This window comes from Duganella sp. GW822-FHT06D06, from assembly GCF_058799615.1.
Genome location: NZ_JBXALQ010000022.1, coordinates 72,536 through 89,533, shown reverse-complemented (window position 1 = coordinate 89,533; position 16,998 = coordinate 72,536). Strand labels below are relative to the sequence as shown.

Genomic DNA, 16,998 nt, shown 5'->3' with positions numbered 1-16,998 from the left:
CTTACTGCGCCAGCAGGTGCCGGTTCAGGAAGTTGATGGTGGAGTAGAACTGATAGTCCGCGTTGGCCTTCTTGTTGAAGCCGTGGCCCTCGTCGTTGGCCATCATGTACCAGACCGGCGTGCCGTTCTGCTTGACGGTGGCGACGATCTGGTCGGCTTCCTGGTAAGGCACGCGCGGATCGTTCTTGCCCTGCACCACGAACAGCGGCTGCTTGATCTTGGCCGCGTTGTTGAGCGGCGCGATCTGCTCCATGTACTTGCGCATGTCCGGATCGCGCTCGTCGCCGTACTCTACCCGGCGCAGGTCGCGGCGGTAGGATTCGGTCTTCTCCAGGAAGGTGACGAAGTTGGAGATGCCGACGATGTCGACCGACGCCTTGATGCGGTCGGCGTAGTTGGTCGACACCGCCAGCGACATATAGCCGCCGTAGCTGCCGCCCATCACCGCCACGCGCGACGCGTCCAGGTCCGGCTGGGTGGCGATCCAGTCCAGCAAAGCGCCGATATCCTTGACCGAGTCCTCGCGCCGCATGCCGTTGTCCAGCTTGAGGAAGGTCTTGCCATAGCCATCCGAGCCGCGCACGTTCGGATAGATGATGCTGATGCCCATCTCGTCGGTGTAGTAGTTGCTGCGGCCCATGAAGCCGGGCTGGAACTGGCCTTCCGGTCCGCCGTGGATGTTGATCAGCACCGGCCGCTTGCCGGGGAACCTGGCCGCCGGCGCACGGTACAGGAAGCCGGAGATGGCCTTGCCGTCGAACGATTTCCAGCGCGCGATGGTCGGCTCGGCGAACTTGCTGTTGTCGATGTCCATCTTCTCATGCTCGGTCCAGCGCGTGACCGCGTTGGTCTTGACGTCGACCGCGTACACCTCCGACGGGCTGGTGGCCGAGGTGAGCGCCACCGCCAGGTTGCGGCTGTCCTTGTGCCACTCGAAGTTGGCGATGGTGCCCTTCGGCAGCTTGAACGCGGGCAGCAGCTGGTGGTCGGCGCTGCGCATCACCCGCAGCACGCTGGTGCCGTCTTCATTGGCGACAAACGCGATCAGCTTGTTGTCCTCCGACAGCGCGACACCGCTGATGTCCCATGGAATATCCGCGGTGAGCACGGTGGACTTCATGGTCTTCAGGTCGATATACGCCAGACGCTTGAATTCGCTGCCGGAGTCGGTGACGACATACAGGCCCTTGCCGTCCTTGCTGAACAGCGTGGCGGAATAGGACACCACCTCGTCGCCGTTCTTGCCGGTGATGCGGCGCGTCTTGCCGGTGGCCAGGTCCATCAGCCACAGATAGCTTTCGTTGGCCGACACATATTCGCCGTAGACCACTTGCTTGTCGTCGGGCGAGAACTGGAAACCACCCCAGCCGCCGCCGGCCAGCTCGGTCAGCGTGCGCGCCCCGTCCGGCTTCAGCGGATCGACGATGGCAATGGTGGAATTGATCTTGTCGGCCGATCCGGCGCGGCCAACCGGCACCGTCACATACAACACCTGCTTGCCGCTGCTGCTCCACACCAGGTCCTGCACGCGCTGGCCGTCCGGGGTGAACGGCACGGCCTCGCCGCCAGCGACGTCGCGGCGGTAGGCGCGGAACACTTCATTGCCGCCGCTATCCTTGATGAACAGGAAGAACTTGCCATGCTTGGGCTGGAAGCTGGCGCCGCGCACCGGTTCCGCATAGTCGGTCAGCAACTCCAGCGGAGCGCCGGGCTTGGCCACGCGGTAGATCTGCGGCGTGTTCTTGTGGCGCCGCACCACCAGCATTTCCTGCCTGGTCGGATGCCAGTCGGTAAAGCTGGTCGGCTTGAACTCGGTGTACTTGGTCAGCTGGCCGGCCAGCGCGGCAGGCACCGGCGGCACGTTTTCCATCACCAGCGCGGCGGGCGGCGCCAGGACGGCATCGTCGGCCAGCGCGGAAGCGCTCAGCATCGATAACAGCAACAAGCGCAGTACGGGCAGTGTTTTTGACATGGGGTCCTCTGTAAGGTTAAGAATCAAAGACAGCGCGCAAAGTATCCTTCAAAGCAACTTTTATCACAAGAGCAATTGTTTCAGGCTGTCGCATCCATCAACTCCATGCATGCCTGCGCGACGACGCAACGGTGTTTAATGCATTAGCTGGAGTTATGCATGCCATGCAGAGTATTCATTTGTCAACCTGGGCAAAAAAAGGGCAACATAGCGCATAACCCATAAAATGGAGACAGCACATGCATCAGCAAGGCGAACTGGCAGGCAAAGTGGCGTTGATCACGGGGGGCGCGTCCGGCATCGGCCGCGCCACGGCGGAATTGTTTGCGCGCGAAGGCGCCACCGTGCTGATCGCCGACCGCGACGGCGCGGCGGGCGAACTGACGGTGGCGGCGCTGATCGAGGCCGGCGCGCGCGCCTCCTTCATCCGCACCGACGTCGCCATGGCCGCCGATTGTGCGGCGGCGGTGGCGGCGGCGGTGTCGCGCTACGGCCGGCTCGACGTCCTGTTCAACAACGCCGGCATCACCCGCCGCGCCAACGTGATCGACACCACCGAGCAGGAATGGGACCAGGTCATGGCGGTCAACGTCAAATCGATTTTCCTGATGTGCAAACACGCGGTGCCGGTGATGCAGCAGCAAGGCGGCGGCAGCATCATCAACACCGCTTCCGGCTGGGGCCTGGTGGGCGGCAAGGACGCCGTGTCCTATTGCGCCTCCAAGGGCGCGGTGGTGATACTGACCAAGGCCATGGCGGTGGACCACGGCCCGCAAAACATCCGCGTCAACTGCGTCTGCCCCGGCGACACCGACACACCGATGCTGCGCAACGAAGCGCAGCAGCTGGGGCTTGAGGAAACCGCGCTGGTGACGGCGGGTGCGGGACGGCCGCTGATGCGCGTGGGCCAACCGCGCGAGATCGCGCAGGCGGTGCTGTTCCTCGCATCGGATCGCGCTTCCTTCGTGACCGGCGACGCGCTGGTGGTGGACGGCGGCGGCCTGGCCGGATCGGCATAAACCGTGAACAAGTGGGAGAACCCCCAGCTGCTGGAGGAGCACCGGCTGCCTCCGCACGCCTACTTCTTTGCCTACGAGGACGCCGAATCGGCGCGCAGCTTCGAGCGTGAGCGCAGCCGCCGCTTCCTGTCGTTGAGCGGGCAGTGGCGCTTCGCCTTCTTCGGCCACCCGCTGCAGGTGCCGACGCAGTTCAACAGCGAATACATGGCGCACTGGGGCAGCATCGAAGTACCCGGCATGTGGCAGTTGCAAGGCCACGGCCAGTTGCAGTACACCGACGACGGCATGCCCTTCCCGGTCGACCCGCCCTACGTCCCGTCGGCCAACCCGACCGGCGCCTACCAGTGCCGCTGGACGCTGGGCCCGGAGTGGCGCGGCCAGAGCGTGATCCTGCGCTTCGACGGCGTCGAGACCTACTTCGAGATCCACGTCAACGGCCGCTACGCCGGCATGAGCAAGGGCAGCCGGCTGGCGGCCGAATTCGACATCACCGCGCTGCTGGTGGAGGGCGAAAACCTGCTCAGCGTGGGCGTGCTGCAATGGGCCGATTCCAGCTACCTCGAAGACCAGGACATGTGGTGGACCGCCGGCATTTTTCGCGACGTCTACCTGATAGGCAAAGGCGCCATCCACGTGCAGGACGTCTGCGTGCAGACCCGCTTCGACGACGCCTGCCGCGATGCGCGCCTGTCCTGCGCGCTGACCGTGTCGGCGCAGGACGGCTACCGGATCGACTGGGCGCTGTACGACGGCATGCGCCCGTTGCAGCAAGGCAGCGGCCAGGCGCTGGCATGGGAGGTGGACGTGCCGTCCCCGCGCCAGTGGAACGCCGAAGATCCCTATCTGTACCGCCTCGAAATCTCCCTGTACGACGCCGACGACGAGCTGCTGGAAGTGGTGCCGCTGCGCGTCGGCTTCCGCGAAGTGAGCGTGCAGGATGGCCTGATGTACGTGAACGGCCGCTATCTGAAACTGCACGGCGTGAACCGCCACGACAACGACCACTTGCGCGGCCGCGCCGTGACGATGGCGCGCGTGGAGCAGGACATCGTGTTGATGAAGCAGCACAACATCAACTCGGTGCGCACCGCGCACTATCCCAACGATCCGCGCTTCTACGAACTGTGCGACCAGTATGGCCTGTTCGTGATGGCCGAGACGGACGTGGAAACGCACGGCTTCGTCAACGTCGGCAACCTCAGTCAGATCACCGACGATCTGGCGTGGAAAGCCGCCTTCGTCGACCGCATCGAGCGCCATGTACACGCGCAGAAGAATCATCCGTCCATCATCATCTGGTCGCTGGGGAACGAGTCCGGCTACGGCTGCAATATCCGCGCGATGGCCGCGCGCTGCCGCCAGATCGATCCGACACGCCTGATCCACTACGAGGAAGACCGCGACGCCGAGGTGTGCGACGTGGTCAGCACCATGTACTCGCGCGTGCAGATGATGAATGCCTTCGGCGAGTACCCGATGGACAAGCCACGCATCCTGTGCGAGTACGCGCACGCGATGGGCAACGGGCCGGGAGGCCTGAGCGAATACCAGGCCGTGATGGACCGCCATCCGCACCTGCAAGGCCACTACCTGTGGGAGTGGTGCGACCACGCGATACTACAACCGGAGGTGGCGGGACGGCCGTTCTACGCCTTCGGCGGCGACTACGGCGACTATCCGAACAGCGGCAACTTCTGCTGCGATGGCCTGGTCTACCCGGACCAGCGCCCCGGCCCCGGCCTGCGCGAATACAAGCAGGTGATCGCGCCGGTGAAGGTGCGCGCCATCGACGCCGCCGCCGGCCGGCTGGAAGTGGAGAACCGCTACTGGTTCAGCAGCCTCGATTGCCTCACGCTGCTGATCGAAACCAAGGCCGATGGCGAGTCGCTCCGATTGCAACGCGTGCCGCTGGCGCCGCTGCCGCCGGGCCAGAAGCAGGAGATCCGCATCCCCGAGCCGCCATCGGGCAGCGGCCGGCGCTATCTGAACGTACGCGTGGTCCGCGACCAGGCCACCGCCTACAGCGCGCCGCAGCACGAGCTGGCGGTGTACCAGTTCGCGCTGCCGTCCACGCCCTCGCCTGCCACACGGCCCGCCGCTTCCGCCGCGCCCAAGCTCACCGAGCATCGCCTTGAATACCGCATCGAAGGCCATGACTTCCACATGGTGTTCTGCAAACTCACCGGGAAGCTCAAGGAATGGGTGGCACGTGGATCACCCATGCTCGCCCGCCCGCCGCAGCTGACGTTCTACAAACCCTGCATCGACAACCACAAGCAGGAGAACGAAGCCCTGTGGCTGCCGCAGCACCTGAACATCATGCAGGAGCATCTGCGCGGCATGGAAATCAAACGCGGCGATACGGCGGTGGAAATCATCGTCGATTGCCAGATCGCGCCACCGGTGCTCGGCTACGGCATGCGATGCCGCTACCACTATCACGTCGACGGCTCGGGAAAGCTGCGGCTAACCTTGTCCGGCACGCCCTACGGTGGCTTCCGCGACATGATCCCCAAGATCGGCATGACGCTGGGACTGAACCGCCAACTGGACCAGGTTGCATACTTCGGCCGTGGCCCGGGCGAGAACTACCCGGACAGCAAGGCATGCAGCATCATCGACCGTTACCGCAGCAGCGCTGCCGACATGTTCGAGCACTATCCCAAGCCGCAGGACAACGGCAACCGCCAGGACGTCACGTGGGCATCGATGCGCGACAGCCAGGGCAAGGGCCTGCTCATCCAGGCGCCGCAAGGCATCCACTTCAGCGTATGGCCCTACAGCGCCGGGCAGATCGCCGTCACGCGGCATGACAACGAACTGCGTGAAGAAGACTTCTGGACCGTCAATCTCGATCACAGAATGAGCGGGCTCGGTTCCAACTCCTGGGGTTCCGAGGTGCTCGATTCGTACCGCGTCTATCTGGAAGCGTTCAGCTACAGCGTGGACCTGTCGCCGCTGAATGGGGAGGACAGCCTGTGATTATCCTGAACAGCGTGGACGAATTCCGCCAGCGCTACCACTCCGCCCGCAAGTGGCAACGCTGCTTCGAGGCCATCGCCAACCTGCCAGCGCTGAAGCCCGGCGTGTGCCATTCCATCGGCGATTCGCTGGTCTACCGGCTGGTGGACGGCCCTGCCGCCGCAGCGCCCAGCCTCACCGGCAACCGCCGCTACGTCGAGATGCACTACTACCTGTCCGGCAGCGAGACCATCGCGTATGCGGCCAAGCCGTCGCTGGCCGGCCTTGCGCCCTACAGCGACGAAACCGACCGCGAGACCTTCAGCGGCGATGCCGCCCATCGCCACACCGCCAGTCCCGGTCAGCTGCTCATCTTCGACAACGACTACGCCTACCGGCCGCTGGGCTCCGATCATCTGCGCAAAATAGTGCTGATGGTGACGATAGAAGGTGCGACTTTTCACAATAAGTGAGTGGACATGGCTATTTCGAGTAACGCGCAAATCGGCCGCTTCATGCTGCTGTCGATGGCGGTGGCGGCGATCTTCAACATCCGCAATGTCGTCAATAGCAATATCGCCATCGGCATGGTGGCGGTGCCGTCCTTCCTCTTCGCGACGGCCACCTTCTTCATTCCCTATGTGCTGATCATCGCGGAATTCGTCAGCTTGAACAAGGACGCCAAGTCCGGCATCTACCAGTGGATACGCTCGTCGATGGGCGACAAATGGGCCTTCGTCGGCGCTTACTGCTACTGGTTCGTGAACCTGTTTTACTTCACGTCGGTGCTGCCCAATATCCTGGTGTATTCGTCGTATGCATGGCTCGGCTACGAGTACCAGTTCTCGTCGCTGGTGACGGTGTTGTTGTCGATCGTGCTGTTTGCCTTTGCCACCTGGGTCTCCACCAAGGGCGCGACGTGGGTAGGCCGCGTGACGTCCATCGGCAGCTCCCTGGTGTTGTTGATGGCGTTCGGCTTCGTGGGCTTGAGCCTGGCAGACTGGATGGGCGGCGTGGTGCCCGCCGCGCCTATCACCGCCGCCGCGATGACGCCGACGTTCAGTTGGGGTTTCATGGGCGTGATGGCGTGGATACTGTTTGCCGCCGGCGGCGCCGAATCGGTGGGCGTGTTTTTGAACGACGTGCGGGGCGGCGCCAGGACCTTTGTGCGCACCATCGTTTTCGCGGGCCTGTTGATCGGCGTGCTGTATTCGGTGTCGGCGCTGGTGCTGAACCTGTACGTGCCCGCTTCCAAGTTGAGCTACACCTCCGGCGTGTTCCAGGTGTTCGGCGCGCTGGGCGCGCACCATCAGGTATCGCCGATGCTGCTGAACCGTTTGGTCGGCGCGGTAATGCTGCTCGGCTCCTTCGGCACGCTGATGGTGTGGACCGCCGCGCCGGTCAAGGCGCTGTTCTCGGAGATCCCGAAAGGAATCTTCGGCGAGCGCGCCATCGCCCTGAACCGTCATGACATGCCGGAGCGCGCCGCGTGGATACAGTTTTGCGTGGTGGTGCCGCTGCTGGTGATCCCTGCGCTGGGGTCGTCCAATGTGAACCAGCTGCTCAATGTGGTGATCAACATGACGGCGGCCACCGCGTTGCTGCCGCCGCTGATCATCATGGCCGCCTACTTCCACCTGCGTCTGCGGCTGGACCATCTGCCGCGCGACTTCCGCATGGGATCGCGCCGCGTAGGATTGGCGATCACCAGCGTGCTGCTGGCGTTCTTTGGCATTGCCTTCATCGCCGCGATTTTCCCGGCCGGCCAGAACCTGCTGCTCACGCTGGGTTACAACGTGGGCGGCGTGGTCCTGTTCCTGGGTTGGGCGTTGTGGAAGTACCGCCTGTATGAGCGCGGCCTTGCGATTACTTCCGGGGTTTTGCATCCCGCGCCAGCATCAGCAGGTGTGCGGCGCTCCAGCTGAAGTTCGTCGCGCCTTGCATGCGGCCGGTGATGGGGTGATAGTTCTCCCGGATCGGCGCGTCGCCTTGCAGGCCTTCCGCGCCAGTCGTGAAGCGCTTGGCGATGGCGTCAGCTTCAGCGGCGTGGCCGTAGTTGCGCAGGCCGGCCGCGCCGAAATAGACCTGGTCCAGCCATACCCTGCCGCGCCAGTAGATCTCCGGATCGTAGGATGGATTGGAGACGGCCGCCGTCGGCATAGGGATGGGTGTGCCGAATTCGGCCGGGTCGAGCATCTTCTCAATCACCGCGTCGGCCTGCCGCTGTTCGGCGGCGCCGGCCCATAGCGCGGTCCAGCCTTCGGGGCCGCGTCCGCGCATGGCCAGCGGCGTGCCGCCGAGTTTGCGGTCATAGTAAAAGCCGCTGGCGGGATCGAAAAAGCTGGTGTTGATCAGCCCACGCAGATGCACCGCCTGCTCGCGCCACGTGCGCGCGGCGGCCTGGTCGCCCAGCTCCCGCGCGATGTCCGCCAGGATCAGCTTTTCGCGATAGAGGAAGGCGTTCAGGTCGACCGATTCCTGGTCGATGGAGTAGCCCAGCAGCTTGTCTTGGCTGTCGCGGTTCTCGACCACGCGTACCTGCCAGTCGCGCCGCGCGGCGGCCAGATCGCCGCCATGGACCTTGTCGGCATAGCGCTGCAAGGCGGCTGACTCGATGAAGCCGAAGCGCGCCGCGTTGTCCATGCCCGATTCGTAGCCGGCGGCCTGTTGCACCGGCAGCTCGATGGCCGCGTACTGTCCGGTATCGACGATGCGGCTGTAGGCGGCCAGGCCGAGGCAATCGCGCATGCCTTCCTGTTCCGCTCCGCAGCCGTCGAGCGGCGCCGGCGACAGTGGTTTGACACGGAAACGCAATTGGCCAGCGTCGTCGTTGTGCAGCGGGTGCACGGTTGCGCCGTATTCGGCCAGGCCGTTGTGATCGTGGTCGCGGTTGCGATACCACCAGCGATGGTAGGCCTCCAACTTGGGTAGCATCTCTTGCAGCCAGGCGCGGTCGCGGGACTGGCGGTAGATTTCCCACACCGTCCAAGCGGCAAGCGGTGGTTTGGTATCGCGCTCGTTCCAGTTGTCGCCGTCACCGCCGCGCGCGGCGTCCAGGTTGTAGAAGACGTTGTCGGGCACCATGCCCTCATCCTGGGGACGCACCGCATCGCTGGCCTGTATCTGGTAGTCGAACAGCGAGCGGACCGTGTTCGCGGCCAGCGCGGGATCGATGGCCGCAAGCGCGTAGGCCTGCTTCCATGTGTCCCAGGTCCAGGCGCCGTTGAACCAGCGCGCCGTGGTGGACGGCACCATTGCATCATGGCGGAAGGCGCCACGCGGCGCGCGCCAGTTGCCGATCAGGGTTTCCAACGCCTTGGTGCCGAGGGTGGATGCGGGAAGCTTGGCTTGCCACGCGGCCCAACGGCGCTCGTTCGCCGCAATCGCCTGCTCGGCGCGCGCGGGGCTGGACAGCAACGAGGCCGCATGTGCAGCGGCAGCATCCGTGTCGTCCAGCTGGTAGCTGTAGGCGCTATAGATCGTTTGCTGCCGGCCGGCGGCCAGCAGCGGCAAGTCGGCGTTGCTGTCGTAGTGCTGGCTGCTCACGCTGTCCCGCGCGCGCACACTGCGCTCGATGCGGTAGCGCGAGCGGCCGCTGGTCATCACGTTGCCGGCATCGCGCACCTTGCCGAAGGTGATGCTGATACCGCCGGCATCCTGCACCAGCTGCGGCTTCCACGCCGGCTGGTGCGCGGCCACCGAACCATCCTTGCCCCATTGCGCCATCAGGTCGCCCTGCCAGTGCGCCTTCAGCGACAGCGCTTTGGCGGACGTGTTGCGCAAACGGTAGCGCACCAACGCGCTACTGGAACTGACGAAATGCAGATCCACGTCCAGCTGCAAGCCCGGCCACACCAGCCGCTGACTCAACACACCGGGGCGCGCGGAGCTGGTCCAGCGGGCCTGCTCCGGCCGGAAGTTGCGGCCGGAGCGGCGATCGGCCAGGTCCAGCCGCTCCAGCGCGGAGGCGATAAAGAGGCTGTACTCCTCGGCGATCACCAGCGGGCCGCTGAAGGCGCCGGCCAGCGCCGGTGCATCGGGCAGCAGGTAGCCGTGCCAGCTGCCGGCGTCGAACATGGGATTGAAGCGCTGGTTTTGCTCGGCGTCGAAATCGCGCGCGGCGGTCGGGGTTCCGTATCGGTTGATGGAGGGCGATTGCGCGTGCGCGGCCCAGGCGGCGGTGCATGCCGCAATCAGCAGCAGGTTGCGAACAGATGAGGACATAGGCGGGGAATGAGAACGAGTTGTCAGGAAGGGTAACACGATGAGGCCGGGCGTTTAAGGCGCCCGGCCCCGGTGCATCAGAAGCGATAGATCAGAAACGATAGGACAGCGAGGCCGTGGCGTTGCGCCCCAGGATAGGCCGCGCGTAGAACAGACTGCCGTTCGAGCTTTGGTTAAAGCCGCTGCGTGGATTGCCCTCGGTCAGGCCGATCGAGTTGCTCACGTTGTTCACTTTCAGGTTCAGCTTCCACTTTTTGTCGATCTTGATCTCGGCGCCCATGTCGATCACATGGTAGGCAGGCAGCGCCAGCGCGTTTTCAAAATCGGCGAAGCGTTTGCCGACATGGCTGTAGACCAGGAACACATCGCCGAAGCCGAAATGCAGCGTCGGGATCAGTCGCACCTGCGTGTTCGGTGTGCGCATCACCTGGTTGCCGTTTTGCCTGGCCTCTTCAGCGCCCGGATCGATGCCGTTGATGGTGGCCTTCTGCAAGGTCGCCACGTACTCCAGCGAGAACTGCTTGAACGGATTGATGACGCCCTCCAGCTCAATGCCGGTCGACAGCGTCTTGACGAACACCTGGCGGAAGTCGCCCGTGGCCTGGTTGGTTTCGCCGAAGGACAGGTTGTCGAACTTGGTGCGGAACACCGTGGCCGACGTGGTCCAGAACGGCGAGATGTAGCGCACGCCCGCCTCGGTGAAACTGAGCCGGCTGGCGCCGTCGACGAAGCTGTCGCCACTGTACAGGGTCGGCATGTTGGTGCCGCTGGCGTAACGTCCATACGTCGCGACGTGGTCGTTGAAGGCGTAGTTGAAGCCCGCCGTGTACGAGGCTTCCTTGATCGTCTTCTGCTTGCGGGTCCACACGCCGGTGCCGGCGCGGCGCATGTAGTTGTTGGCGATGATGTTGTCCTTGTCGGTGCCGTCCGCATTGAAGGCGCCGGGGATGATCGCGCCTTCGGTCAGGTTGTCGCCCGGCAGATCGTCGCCTGCCGCCAGCACGCCTTCGTCCTGCACGTCGTAGCGCGCCACTTCGTAGCGCACGCCGGCGTCGAGGCGCAGCTTGCTACTGACCTTCCACTCGTCGTTGACGAAGTAGGACATCGACTTCATATCGCCTTTGTGGCGTTCGTAGAAGTAGCTGTTACGCAGCACGCCCTTGTCCGACAGGTAGCCGAGGATCTTGTTGTTGCCATCGACGGCGACGATATCGAGCCGGCTCGGTTGGTCGCGCACGTCGGTGATGATGCGGGCGCCGTAGTCGGAATCGTCATACAGCTTTTGCGCGGCGAACAGGATGCCGGCGGTGAAGCTGTTCTTGTCGTTCTCGTTCGTCACCGACAGCTTGTCGATGAAGTGGCCCAGTGAGCGGAAGCGCGTCTCGGCCACGGCGTCGGTGGTGAAGCCGTTGCCGTTCAGGGTGGACGGGTCGTTGATCAGCTGACCGGTGCCGGCGTAGGCCAGCTTGGCGGTGCCGCCGAAACGCTTGAGCAGCGCGGCGACGTCGCTGGACTGCGCCGGATCGAGCCGGTTGCTGGCGCGGACCAGATAGCTGTTCGGGCCATTGAACACCGACTGCGGCGACACGTCGTAACGGGTGTAGCGCGCGTTGTTGCGGAACGACCAGTCGCCGCCCAGTTCATGCTGCAGGTCCGCGCCGATCACCTTGGCCAGCACGTGGAAGCCGGTATTGAGGTCGGTGGTCACGGGACCATTGCTGGTCTGGTTGCTGATGCGCGCCACGTCCGGGCCGTCCAGCGATCCGTAGTGCGGATTCACGCCCGGCACGCCGGTCGGGTTGCCGGGATTGGTCAACGGGATCGGCAGGTAGAAGGTGTTGTGGTCGTTGACGTACTTGGCCGACAGCGTCAGCTCGCCGCGTTCAAGCTTGCGCGTCAGGTTCGCGCGCAGCTGGCCGCCATGGTCGGCGGTGATGCCGATCGGGCGCACACCCTTGCCTTCGCGGTAGTAGCCGCCGATCGCATAGGTCCAGTCGTCGTTGATCGGGCCCGAATACACGCCCTCGGTACGCACCATGCCGTAGTCGCCGATGGTGACCTTGGCCTCGCCCTGCGGCGTTTGCGTGCCCTTCTGGCTGATGAAGTTGACGATGGCCGCCGGGCCGTTGGTGGACAGGATGGCCGAGGTGCCGCCACGGATCGCCTCGAAGCGCTTGATGGTGACGTCCTCGCGCATCAGCACGTCCACCAGTTCGCCGTCGTAGATCACCGGCAGGCCGTCTTCCTGAAGGCTGATGAACTGGAACGCGGCGCCGCCGCTCAAGCCGCGCGGGGAGACGTTGTTCGACACTTCGCCGCCGGACGCTTCCACCCACAGGCCGGGAACCTGTTGCAGCGAATCGGCCAGGCTATGCGGCGCGAGCTTCTCCAGCTTGGCCAGGTCCACGGTGGTAATGGCGACCGAGGATTCCAGCTTGGTGCGATTCCTGGCGGTGGTGCCGGTGACGACCACCTCCTGAATGGGCGCCCCCTTGTCGGTGGCGCCCGCATCGGGCGCTGTTTGCGCCTGCGCGCCGTGCATGGCCGCCAGCTGGGCCAGGGTGGCGACCGAAAGGGTCAACCCGGTTCTTTGTATCATTTGGAGTCTCCAGATAGTTATCGTTATGTTTGCTGCTTTGCTCTTTTACTGCCGCTACACCGAGACCGGCCACATGGTCTGCTCCCGGTAGCCGGTCGTCACCGGCAAATACCCATTGAATTGCGCGTCAAGTTCCGCGTCGCCGCTGTCGATGCGCAGCACGCCGCCGTGCAGCGACATCAGCTTGTCCTGCGGCGCCAGCACATGCAGCCCGCGCTTGCCGGCCGCGCGCAGCAGGCGCGGTGAGATCTGTTGGTTGCCGCGTCCCAGCACCAGTCCTTGTCCGCCGATCGGCGACAGCACCAGGTGCAGGACCGACTGCCAGCTGTCGGCCAGGTCTTCCAGCTCGCGGCGCGAGGCGTCGCGCGCCAGCAGCGTGCCGTCGCCCAGTACCGCGTCCACACCCAGCAGGGTGCCGTCCACACCCAGCAGCGACAGCAAGACCTGCGTGGTCGAGCCGGGACCGATCAGGTACAGCGAACGCTCCTGCATGCCTTCCGCAAAGCTGCGGGCGATGGCCATGCGCTGCGCGCCGCTGCCGCTGGCATGGCGCGACTTGCCGCCCTGCGTCAGCGATGGCGCCATTGGCAGTTGCAGGTAGCCGTACAGGCGCGGCACGATCTGGTTGCGCCGCAGCGCGTCTTCGTCGAGGTCCATCACTTCGGCGTCGCTGCAGATGGCCAGGCCGTTCTGCTGCAACTGGCGCAGCAGCAACCCTGCTGCGGTTGGATGGTTGGCGAATACCGCCGACTGCATCTTCACGCCGGCCGGCACGCCCAGCACCGGCAGGGTGGCCACTACGCCGGCGTCGCGCAGGCCATCCAGCACATCGCGCGCGGTGCCGTCGCCGCCGGCGAACAGCAGCAGGTCTATCCCCATGCCGGCCAGGATGCAACTGGCGCGGCGCGTATCCACCGCCTGCGACGGGGACGCAACCGGCACCACGGCACTGGCCTGCAAACCCGCCGCGTGCAAAGCGTGCAGGCCCATGTGGCCATCGGCCGTGTACCAGCTGACCGCCTGCGCCGCGCAGCCGCAGGCCCCGAACATGGCGGCCAGGCGCGCGCCGACTTGCGGCAGGACGCCGGCCGCCAGCGCGGCCTGCACGCTGTCGGCGCCGTCCGAGCCTTTCAGCCCCGCCGGACCGCCGATGCCGGCCCAGGGATTGACCACCAGCCCGATCTTCATACCAATCCGCGCTCGTCCAGCTTGCGTTGATAGGCGCGCCAGGTGATGGACCAACGTTCCGGATCGTCCAGCATCTCGCCCTGCACGCGGTGCACCGGACAGTTGTGCGGCGCGGTCTTGACCAGGTCCGGATCGCTGTGCGCCTCGCCAGCGATGTGGCGCATCACGCCGATGAATTCATCGAGGTCGGCGCGCGAGTAGGATTCGGTCGGCTCGATGGTGGCCGGCTCCGGCACCACATACGGATGGTGGCTGGTCCAGTAATGCACGCCGAAGTCGGCGGCGCGCAGGCCGATTTCTTCCGACGTCACGCCGGTGGCCTCGGTCAGGCCCGCCCAGCTGTAGCGCACCTGCTCGATGCGGCGCTTGCCTGCCGCGTAGGGCGCGGACATGCCGTCGATCTTCAGCAGCTCGTGCATCATGTAGTTGTTGTTCAGGACCGCGATCTCGGACACGGTGCGCAAGCCCTCGGCGCCCAGGTTCATGATCCACGCATAGGCGCGCAGCATGATGGAGGCGGTGCCGGTGAAGCTGCTGATCTTGCCGATCGATTGCACCGCGCCGTCCACCAGGGTGTAGCGGCCGTCCTTGTGCCGCACCAGGGGGCCGGGCAGGAACGGCGCCAGCGCCGCCGTGCAGCACACCGCGCCGACCGCCGGACCGCCGCAGGCATGCGGCGTGGCGAAGGTCTTGTGCAGGTTGAAGTGGCACAGGTCGAAACCCGCCTCGCGCGCGCGGGCGATGCCCAGCAGGCCGTTGGCGTTGGCCTGGTCGTACACGCACAAGCCTCCGGCCGCGTGCACCACGTCGACGAATTCGCGGATGCGGCCGTTGAAGATGCCGGTGTCCTCAGGATTGGTGATGACCAGCGCCGCCGTGCGCGGCGACACGGCCGCCTTCAGCGCCGCCAGGTCCGGGTAGCCGTTGGCGTCCGGGTAGAGCGTGATGACCTTGTAGCCGGCCAGCTTGGCGCAGGCGGCATCCGACGGGTGCGAAAAGATGGTGGTGATGACTTCATCGCGCCGGCCCGCTTCGCCACGGCTCTCGTGCCAGGCGCGCACCATCGCCATGTTGGCGAAAATGGCTTGCGATCCGCCGCGCGCCTGCAACGATACGGCATCCATGCCGGACACTTCGCGTAGTACGCCTTCCAGCTTGTCCATTACCTCCAGCATGCCTTGCACGGTGCTGTCGGCCTGGCGCGGATGCAGCTCCGCCATGCCGGGCTGGCGCGCCAGCTGGTCGTTGATCTTCGGGTTGTACTTCATGGTGCAGGTGCCCTGCCCCACGTCCACGTTGAGGTCCGCGCCCAGCGTCTCCTGCGACAGGCGCAGGTAGTGGCGCAGCACGCGGTTCTGCGACATCTCCGGCAGCGCCGGCGCGGTCTGGCGCAGCATGCTGGCGGGCAGTCCGGCCAGCGGCTGGCCGGCGGCGCGCACGATGTCCGGCTCCACTTCCGGCACCAGGATGCCGCGTTCGCCGGGCTGGCTCAGTTCAAAGATGACGGGTTCGTCCCAGCGCGCCTGGTGGTAGCGGCGCATCTGCTGTTTGCGGTGGTGGGCGATGTTATCCATGGCGTTCATTGGGTGAGGACTTTCTCTAGCGTTGCGCACAGCAGGTCGATGTCTTCCTGCGTGTGGACTTCGGAAAAGGCGTACAGGGCCGACTGCCCCAGCGCGGGGAAGGCGGCGCTCAGGTCATGGCCGCCGAACACGCCCAGCTGCAGCAAGGCGGCGTTGACGGCGGCCACCGGCAGGCCGGTGCCGTCGAAGTTGACGACGAACTCGCGGAAATGGCAGCTGTCCGCGTGCGTGACGCGCACGCCGGGCAAGCGCGCCATGCGCTGCCTGGCGTAGGCGGTGCGCTGGGCGATGCCGGTGGCCAGTTCGGTCATGCCTTGTGGCCCCATCAGCGCGAGATAGACGCCGGCCGTGATACCCCACAGCGCGGCGGCGGTGCCGACGAACTCATTGCCGTTCTCGCGCTTGTCGAACGAGGTGCGGCTGTAGGCGACGTCGCCGAAGCCGTACTCGCCGGGCACGCTGGTCGGCACGATGCCGAACAGCCGCGATGGGTACTGCATGACGATGGCGGGATCGTCGTGGCTGGCGATGAAGCCGCCCTGGCCGCCGCCGTAGTTCATGTGCATGCCGAGCGGCTGGATGTCGCCGCAGACGATGTCGGCGCCGTAGTTGGACGGCGGCGCCAGCACGCCCAGCGACACCGGATCGACGCCGACCACGAACAACGCACCCACCGCACGCGCGGCGGCAGCCAGCGCGGCGCCGTCATCGATGGTGCCGAGGAAGGATGGGATGTCGACGTACAGCGCGGCGGTGTCTTTATCGAGCAGCTGCTTCACGGTGGCCAGGTCGAGCAGGCCGGTTTTCGGATCGAACGGCGCGCTGATGAAATCGAGATCGGCGCGGCCGTAGGTGTTCATCATGGACAGCTTGTCCGGGTTGACGTGGCCGGCCACGACGACGCGGCGGCGGCCGGTGTGGCGGCCTGCCATGCGCACGGCGGTGGCGGCGGCCTGCATGCCGTCGTAGACCGGCACGTTGACCACGTCCATCTCCAGCAGCGCGCCCATCATGCTGCAGTATTCGAACAGCGACTGGAAGCGGCCATGGTCGTCATACGGTTCGCCGGCGTAGGCGGTGGCGAACTCGCTGCGGCCGTTGATCTCGTCGCAGACGGCCGGCACGTGGTGCTGGTAGCAGCCGCCGCCCAGGAAGCTGAGCTGCCCGGCGCAGTGGCTGTTCTTGCGCAGCAGGCCGTCCACGTGGCGCTTGAGGCGCGCCTCGGACAGGTGCGGCGCGGCGATCGCCAGCGGCGCCTGCATGCGCAGGGCGGCGGGGATGTCGGCGAAGAAGTCTTCGGTGCTGGTGGCGCCCACGGCGCGCAACATGGCGTCACGCACGGCGGGGACCGAGTTGGGGATGTAGGGGTGGATGAAGGGCTTACCAGGTTCCATGTCATTTCCTGTTGATCGAGGGCGGATACCCCATCTTGTAGGAGCGAAATAACATTGA

General features: G+C 65.3%; 10 protein-coding genes. 4 read left to right on the top strand and 6 right to left on the bottom strand.

Annotation, left to right across the window (positions count from 1 at the left end; translation table 11 throughout):
* Position 1 precedes the first annotated feature (1 nt).
* Positions 2-1,972: a S9 family peptidase gene (locus AC1RMD_RS28060; RefSeq protein WP_492931584.1), complete on the bottom strand. Its 1,971-nt coding sequence runs from the start codon at positions 1,970-1,972 to the stop codon at positions 2-4.
* 239 nt (positions 1,973-2,211) lie between these two features.
* Here AC1RMD_RS28060 and AC1RMD_RS28055 point away from each other — a divergent pair, with 239 nt between their 5' ends.
* Genes AC1RMD_RS28055 through AC1RMD_RS28040 form a run of 4 tightly spaced genes read left to right on the top strand, consistent with a single transcriptional unit; the run spans position 2,212 to position 7,877 of the window.
* The gene (locus AC1RMD_RS28055) at positions 2,212-2,991 is read left to right on the top strand and encodes an SDR family NAD(P)-dependent oxidoreductase (protein WP_492931582.1); all 780 of its coding nucleotides are present in this window, start codon (positions 2,212-2,214) and stop codon (positions 2,989-2,991) included.
* A 3-nt stretch (positions 2,992-2,994) separates the two neighbouring features.
* Positions 2,995-5,973: a beta-galactosidase subunit alpha gene (gene ebgA, locus AC1RMD_RS28050; protein ID WP_492931580.1), complete on the top strand. Its 2,979-nt coding sequence runs from the start codon at positions 2,995-2,997 to the stop codon at positions 5,971-5,973.
* Positions 5,970-6,425, top strand: coding sequence for a beta-galactosidase subunit beta (locus tag AC1RMD_RS28045; protein WP_492931578.1), 456 nt, complete (start codon positions 5,970-5,972; stop codon positions 6,423-6,425). The genes ebgA and AC1RMD_RS28045 overlap by 4 nt, the downstream gene beginning before the upstream one ends.
* Positions 6,426-6,431: 6 nt before the next feature.
* Entirely contained in the window at positions 6,432-7,877 is a 1,446-nt protein-coding gene (locus tag AC1RMD_RS28040; protein WP_492931576.1) for an amino acid permease, read from the top strand.
* Here the strand turns inward: AC1RMD_RS28040 and ygjK are convergent.
* From ygjK to gcvPA, 5 genes are all read right to left on the bottom strand, one after another.
* Positions 7,819-10,176, bottom strand: a complete 2,358-nt coding sequence (gene ygjK / locus AC1RMD_RS28035) for an alpha-glucosidase (RefSeq protein ID WP_492931574.1) — start codon at positions 10,174-10,176, stop codon at positions 7,819-7,821. The genes AC1RMD_RS28040 and ygjK overlap by 59 nt on opposite strands.
* 91 nt (positions 10,177-10,267) lie before the next feature.
* Positions 10,268-12,775: a TonB-dependent receptor gene (locus AC1RMD_RS28030; protein ID WP_492931572.1), complete on the bottom strand. Its 2,508-nt coding sequence runs from the start codon at positions 12,773-12,775 to the stop codon at positions 10,268-10,270.
* Between the two features lie 54 nt (positions 12,776-12,829).
* On the bottom strand, positions 12,830-13,963 hold the full coding sequence (locus tag AC1RMD_RS28025) for an ATP-NAD kinase family protein (RefSeq protein WP_492931570.1): 1,134 nt from the start codon (positions 13,961-13,963) through the stop codon (positions 12,830-12,832).
* The gene (gene gcvPB / locus AC1RMD_RS28020; protein WP_492931568.1) at positions 13,960-15,537 is read right to left on the bottom strand and encodes an aminomethyl-transferring glycine dehydrogenase subunit GcvPB; all 1,578 of its coding nucleotides are present in this window, start codon (positions 15,535-15,537) and stop codon (positions 13,960-13,962) included. Before gcvPB ends, AC1RMD_RS28025 begins: the two co-directional genes overlap by 4 nt.
* A gap of 5 nt (positions 15,538-15,542) precedes the next feature.
* Complete coding sequence (gene gcvPA / locus AC1RMD_RS28015; RefSeq protein WP_492931566.1) at positions 15,543-16,940, bottom strand: aminomethyl-transferring glycine dehydrogenase subunit GcvPA; 1,398 nt, start codon at positions 16,938-16,940, stop codon at positions 15,543-15,545.
* Positions 16,941-16,998: the final 58 nt, after the last annotated feature.

Excerpts from the sequence above, each read along its gene's own strand:
- AC1RMD_RS28060 (WP_492931584.1), bottom strand. The coding sequence starts at position 1,972 with ATGTCAAAAACACTGCCCGTACTGCGCTTGTTGCTGTTATCGATGCTG.
- AC1RMD_RS28055 (WP_492931582.1), top strand. The coding sequence starts at position 2,212 with ATGCATCAGCAAGGCGAACTGGCAGGCAAAGTGGCGTTGATCACGGGG.
- AC1RMD_RS28040 (WP_492931576.1), top strand. The coding sequence starts at position 6,432 with ATGGCTATTTCGAGTAACGCGCAAATCGGCCGCTTCATGCTGCTGTCG.
- ygjK (WP_492931574.1), bottom strand. The coding sequence starts at position 10,176 with ATGTCCTCATCTGTTCGCAACCTGCTGCTGATTGCGGCATGCACCGCC.
- AC1RMD_RS28030 (WP_492931572.1), bottom strand. The coding sequence starts at position 12,775 with ATGATACAAAGAACCGGGTTGACCCTTTCGGTCGCCACCCTGGCCCAG.
- AC1RMD_RS28025 (WP_492931570.1), bottom strand. The coding sequence starts at position 13,963 with ATGAAGATCGGGCTGGTGGTCAATCCCTGGGCCGGCATCGGCGGTCCG.
- gcvPB (WP_492931568.1), bottom strand. The coding sequence starts at position 15,537 with ATGGATAACATCGCCCACCACCGCAAACAGCAGATGCGCCGCTACCAC.
- gcvPA (WP_492931566.1), bottom strand. The coding sequence starts at position 16,940 with ATGGAACCTGGTAAGCCCTTCATCCACCCCTACATCCCCAACTCGGTC.